Below are 4,872 nucleotides of genomic sequence, written 5' to 3' on the forward strand. Positions count from 1 at the left end.
CGCAGCAGCACCGACGCGGTCAGCAGCAGCGCGGTGCGCTCGGCATACCAACGCGCCTCGCCCTCGGCGGGCAGGGCGGGCCAGCGTTCGGCATGGGCCTTCAGCGCGGCGTCATAGTGGCGGTCGGCGCCGGCGGCTGACAGCAATTCGGCGCCCAGGGTTTCCGCCGCCAACGGTTCGCGCGCGAGGGTGCGCAGGATGTCCAGGCAGATCACGTTGCCCGACCCTTCCCAGATGCCGTTCAACGGCGCTTCGCGGTAGAACAGTGGCAGGCCGGTTTCTTCGACATAGCCCATGCCGCCCAGCACCTCCATCGCCTCATAGGTGACCTGCGGGCAGCGCTTGTTCGACAGGAACTTGGCCAGCGCCACGCCGATCCGGGCAAAGGCGCGGTCGTTGTCGGTGTCGCCGTCAAAGGCGCGGGCGACGCGCAGGCCCAGCGCCAAGGCGCCTTCGGCATCCAGCGCCAGATCGGCCAGCACCGACTGCATCAGCGGCTGGTCGATCAGCCGCTTTTGAAAGGCGCTGCGGTTCCGCGCCCAATGGGCCGCCTCGACCAGCGCACCACGCATCAGCCCCGCCGGCGCCAGCGCGGTGTCCAGCCGGGTGTGATGCACCATTTCGATAATCGTGCGCACGCCCTGGCCTTCGTCGCCCAGCCGCCAGGCCAGCGTGTTCTCATACTCGATCTCGGCGGAGGCGTTGGATTTATTGCCCAGCTTGTCCTTGAGCCGCAGGATGCGGAGCGCGTTGCGCTCGCCCTCCAGCCAGCGCGGCACCAGGAAACAGGTCAGCCCGCCGGGCGCCTGGGCCAGCGTCAGGAACCCGTCCGACATCGGCGCCGAGCAGAACCATTTGTGCCCGGTCAGGCGATAGGCATCGCCATCGGGTTCCGCCCGCGTGGTGTTGCAGCGCACGTCCGAGCCGCCCTGTTTCTCGGTCATCGCCATGCCCAGCGTCGCGCCGGCCTTGTGTTGCAGCGGGCGCGGCGCCGGGTCATAGCGGCGCGCGGTCAGCTTGGGGCGCCAGATGGCGGCCAGCCGGTCATCGGCGGCCAATGCCGGAACCGCGGCATAGGTCATCGTCATCGGGCAGCAATGGCCGGGTTCGACCTGGCTGGCCAGATAGACCATCGCGGCATGGGTGACATGGCCGCCCGGCTGCCCCTCCCAGGCGAGGGCGGCATAGCCGGCGCCGATCCCGGCTTCCATGAGGCGGTGATAGGCAGGGTGGAACCGCACTTCGTCCAGCCGGCGGCCGCCGCGGTCAAAGCTGACCAGTTCCGGCAGGTGGCGGTTGGCGTCGCGCGCGGCCGCGCGCATCTCGGCCGTGCCCAGCACCCGTCCATAGGCGGCCAGCGCCTCGGTCTGACCGTTTTCGCGCGCCACCGCCTCGCGCAGCACGATGTCATCGCCCCACAGGTCGGCATCACCGCGCTCGGGCGGCTGGTTGCTGACCTCATGCGTGGACAGGCAGGATCGCGGATCGGATCGGGTCATGGCGGCCTCCGCCACTCAGCGTAGGCCCCGAGGCCGTCCACGGCCAGCCCTCAGTGCGGCGATATCGCGGAATCCGAAACTCAGCCGTCCTCGTCGCTCAGCGCGCCATTCTCCCATGTGCCGCTGGCCTCCTGCCCCGAAGCATAGCGCATGGTGCCCTGGCCCTGGCGTTTGCCGTTTACAAACGCACCTTCGTAGACATCGCCATTGGCATAGGTGGCCACGCCTTCGCCGCTGATCTCGCCATTTTCCCACATGCCGGAATAGCGGAAGCCTCCGGTCATCACGATCTCGCCCTGGCCGTGGCGCTGGCCGTTGACAAACTGGCCGGTATAGACCGAGCCATCGGCATAGGTCGCGGTGCCCTGGCCGTGGCGCTGTCCCTCCTGCCATTCACCTTCATAGCGGTAGCCGTCGGGATAGGTCATCACCCCCTGGCCGTGGTTCTTGGCATTGACAAAGGCACCCTGGTAAACCGTGCCATTGGCATAGCGGGCGACGCCTTCGCCCTCGATCACCCCGGCCACCCAGTCGCCCTCGTAGGTGGAGCCGTCGGGATAGGTGATCTTGCCGGTGCCATCGGCCAGGTCGTTGCGGAATTCGCCCTCGTAGACCGAACCGTCCGGATAGGTAACCTTGCCCTGGCCCTCGATCTGGCCGGCCACCCAAGCACCGGCATAGACATAGCCATCGGTGCCGGTAAAGGTGCCCTGGCCATGGCGGCGGTCATCGGCAAACTCGCCCTCGTAGACATCGCCATTGGCATATTCCACCCGCGCCGTGCCTTCGCGGCGGCCGGCCACCAGCTCGCCGATATAGACGTCGCCATTGGGCTGGGTCAGGGTGCCGCTGCCGTCGATCTGGCCATCCTTCCATTCGCCGACATAGGTCAGCCCGTCGGGCAGGGTCAGCTTGCCCTGGCCGGCGCGCTGCCCGGCCACGATCTCGCCATCGTAAACCGCGCCATCGGGATAGGTGATGGTGCCCTGGCCTTCCTTCTCGCCATCGACCCAACCGCCCTCATAGCGATAGCCGCCGGGGCTGGTCATGATGCCCTGGCCGTGATGCTTGGCATCGCGGAACTCGCCTTCATAGCGGACGCCGTTGGCATAGAGCGCGATGCCCTGGCCGTTGATCTTGCCGTCCTGCCACTCGCCCTCGTAGGTGCCGCCATCGGCCAGGGTGATCTTGCCGACGCCCTCGGGCTTGCCCTTGGCGAATTCGCCCTCGTAGACCGAGCCGTCGGGGAACCGCGCCACCCCGGTGCCGCGGATTTCGCCATCGACCCATTCACCGGTATATTCATACCCGTTCGGCAGCCGGTAGGTGCCGGTGCCGTGCTGCAGCCCGCCGCGAAAGGTGCCCTCGTAGACGCCGCCAATATCGTCCTGCGTGGTGAGAACTTCGCTGTCCTGGGCCCAGGCCGGCGCGGTGGCAAGCAGGCACAGCGCCAGGGCCAGTGCTGGTGTCGGTCGTGTCATGCGATCTCCCGTCGATCCCCCGAATGCCGGTCTGCCGCGGCCATGTCTCCTGAAAATTAGGCGACAGCGGCGCGGGGAGCAACGTCTTTTGCCGGAACCGGCTTTCCCCTGCGGTCCGATCTGGGTAAGCACGGCGGGAAACCAGACGAGCAGAGAACAAGATGAGCGATCATTTCCGCATCACGCTGGCGCAATTGAACCCCGTGGTGGGCGATCTGGCGGGCAATGCCGCCCAGGCCCGTGCCGCCTGGGAAGCCGGGCGCGAGGCCGGCGCCGATCTGGTGGCGCTGCCGGAAATGTTCATCACCGGCTACAACACCCAGGACCTGGTGATGAAACCGGCCTTTTACACGGCGGCGATCGAACAGGTGCGCCAGCTTGCCGCCGATTGCGCCGAGGGCCCGGCGCTGGCGGTGGGTGGTCCCTGGGTCGAGGGAACCGAGCTCTACAATGCCTATCACATCCTCAAGGGCGGCCGGATTTCCACGTCCCTGCTGAAACACGACCTGCCCAATGAAACCGTCTTCGACGAGGTGCGCATCTTTGACGCCGGGCCGCTGGGGGGCCCCTATGCGGTGGGCAATACCCGCATCGGTTCGCCGATCTGCGAGGATGCCTGGCACCCCGAGGTGCCCGAGACCCTGGCCGAGACCGGGGCGGAATTCCTGCTGGTGCCGAACGGCTCGCCCTATTACCGCGGCAAGCATGAAACCCGGCTGAACCACATGGTGGCGCGGGTGGTCGAAACCGGCCTGCCGCTGATCTATCTGAACATGGTTGGCGGCCAGGATGACCAGGTGTTCGACGGCGCCACGTTCGGGCTGAATCCGGGCGGCGCGCTGGCCTTCCAGATGCCGCAATTCGACGCGGCGATCGCCCATGTCGACCTCGAGCGCGGGCCCGAGGGCTGGCGCATTCTGCCGGGCGAGGAACATGTGCATCCCAGCGAATACGAGCAGGATTACCGGGCCATGGTCGAGGCGTTGCGCGACTATTGCGGCAAGACCGGGTTCAAGAAGGTGCTGCTGGGCCTGTCGGGCGGGGTGGATTCGGCGATTGTCGCCACCATCGCCGCCGATGCGCTGGGCCCCGACAACGTGCGCTGCGTGATGCTGCCCTCGGAATATACCTCGGAGGACTCGCTGGAAGACGCCAAGGCGGTGGCCACGGCGCTGGGCTGCCGTTACGATTTCGTGCCGATCTCGCAGGGCCGCGCCGCGATCACCGAGACGCTGGCGCCGCTGTTTGCGGGCCTGGCGCCGGACGTCACCGAGGAAAACATCCAGTCGCGCCTGCGCGGCCTGTTGCTGATGGCGCTGTCCAACAAGTTCGGCGAGATGCTGTTGACCACCGGCAACAAGTCCGAGGTGGCGGTGGGCTATGCCACCATCTATGGCGACATGGCGGGCGGCTATAACCCGATCAAGGATCTCTACAAGACCCGGGTGTTCGAAGCCTGCCGCTGGCGCAATGCCAACCACCGGCCCTGGATGAACGGGCCGGCGGGCGAGGTGATCCCGCCGCGGGTGATCTCGAAACCGCCCAGCGCCGAGCTGCGCGAGGATCAGAAGGACAGCGACAGCCTGCCGGATTACGAGGATCTGGACCAGATGCTGGAGATCCTGATCGACCGCGACGGCTCGATCGGCGATTGCGTCGCCGCCGGCTTCGACCGCGCCGTGGCCCAGAAGGTCGAGCGGCTGATCTATCTCAGCGAATACAAGCGCTTCCAATCCGCACCCGGCGCCCGCCTGACCAAGAAGGCCTTCTGGCTCGACCGGCGCTATCCCATCGTCAATCGCTGGCGCGACCCCAGCTGACAGCGCCCGGCTCCGGCGCGGCCGGGTGGCCCCGGCGCGAAGGCCGGGGCAGCCTGGGGCACAGTGCGCCCG

3 protein-coding genes are annotated in these 4,872 nt (G+C 67.3%); 1 reads left to right on the forward strand and 2 read right to left on the reverse strand.

From position 1 onward, the window contains the following. Together CVM52_RS23580 and CVM52_RS23585 are read right to left on the reverse strand one after the other, a co-directional pair. Positions 1-1,499 (reverse strand): acyl-CoA dehydrogenase family protein (locus CVM52_RS23580; RefSeq protein WP_100164781.1); only part of this gene is annotated, 1,499 nt, incomplete at its 3' end. Between the two features lie 80 nt (positions 1,500-1,579). Beyond that, positions 1,580-2,980 (reverse strand): MORN repeat-containing protein, encoded by a 1,401-nt coding sequence (locus tag CVM52_RS23585; RefSeq protein ID WP_100164779.1) that lies wholly within the window; start codon positions 2,978-2,980, stop codon positions 1,580-1,582. Between the two features lie 161 nt (positions 2,981-3,141). Between CVM52_RS23585 and CVM52_RS23590 the strand changes: the two genes are divergently transcribed. After that, positions 3,142-4,800 carry an NAD+ synthase gene (locus tag CVM52_RS23590; protein ID WP_100164780.1) on the forward strand — a complete coding sequence of 553 codons (1,659 nt, stop codon included), beginning with the start codon at positions 3,142-3,144 and terminating at the stop codon, positions 4,798-4,800. Positions 4,801-4,872: the final 72 nt, after the last annotated feature.

It is taken from the genome of Pseudooceanicola lipolyticus, from assembly GCF_002786325.1.
Taxonomy (GTDB): domain Bacteria; phylum Pseudomonadota; class Alphaproteobacteria; order Rhodobacterales; family Rhodobacteraceae; genus Pseudooceanicola_C; species Pseudooceanicola_C lipolyticus.

Coding starts and splice junctions, on each gene's coding strand:
- CVM52_RS23585 (WP_100164779.1), bottom strand. CDS start 2,980: ATGACACGACCGACACCAGCACTGGCCCTGGCGCTGTGCCTGCTTGCC.
- CVM52_RS23590 (WP_100164780.1), top strand. CDS start 3,142: ATGAGCGATCATTTCCGCATCACGCTGGCGCAATTGAACCCCGTGGTG.